Origin of the sequence: Moritella sp. F3 (assembly GCF_015082335.1) — a bacterium.
Classification (GTDB): Bacteria; Pseudomonadota; Gammaproteobacteria; order Enterobacterales; family Moritellaceae; genus Moritella.
Map to the genome: position 1 here is coordinate 1 of NZ_BLRL01000198.1, position 210 is coordinate 210.

Sequence of the window (210 nt, forward strand, 5' to 3'; positions counted from 1 at the left end):
GAACCGGCACGCCTATTAAGCGAGGGATTTTAAATCCCTTGTGTCTACCGATTTCACCACTCGGGCACTGAATTTTTTATAGTTTATTCGTTCCAGTGCAGAACCAATAAACTTGCTCTTTCAAGCTTAAATAATGGAGGCGGGTCCCGAAGTCGAATCGAGGTCCACGGATTTGCAATCCGCTGCATAGCCACTCTGCCAACCCGCCAT

Annotated in this window: 1 tRNA gene; it reads right to left on the minus strand. The window is 47.6% G+C overall.

Going from position 1 to position 210, the window contains the following annotated elements:
- Window positions 1–134: 134 nt before the first annotated feature.
- A tRNA-Cys gene (locus tag JFU56_RS22870) sits at window positions 135–208 on the minus strand.
- Window positions 209–210: the final 2 nt, after the last annotated feature.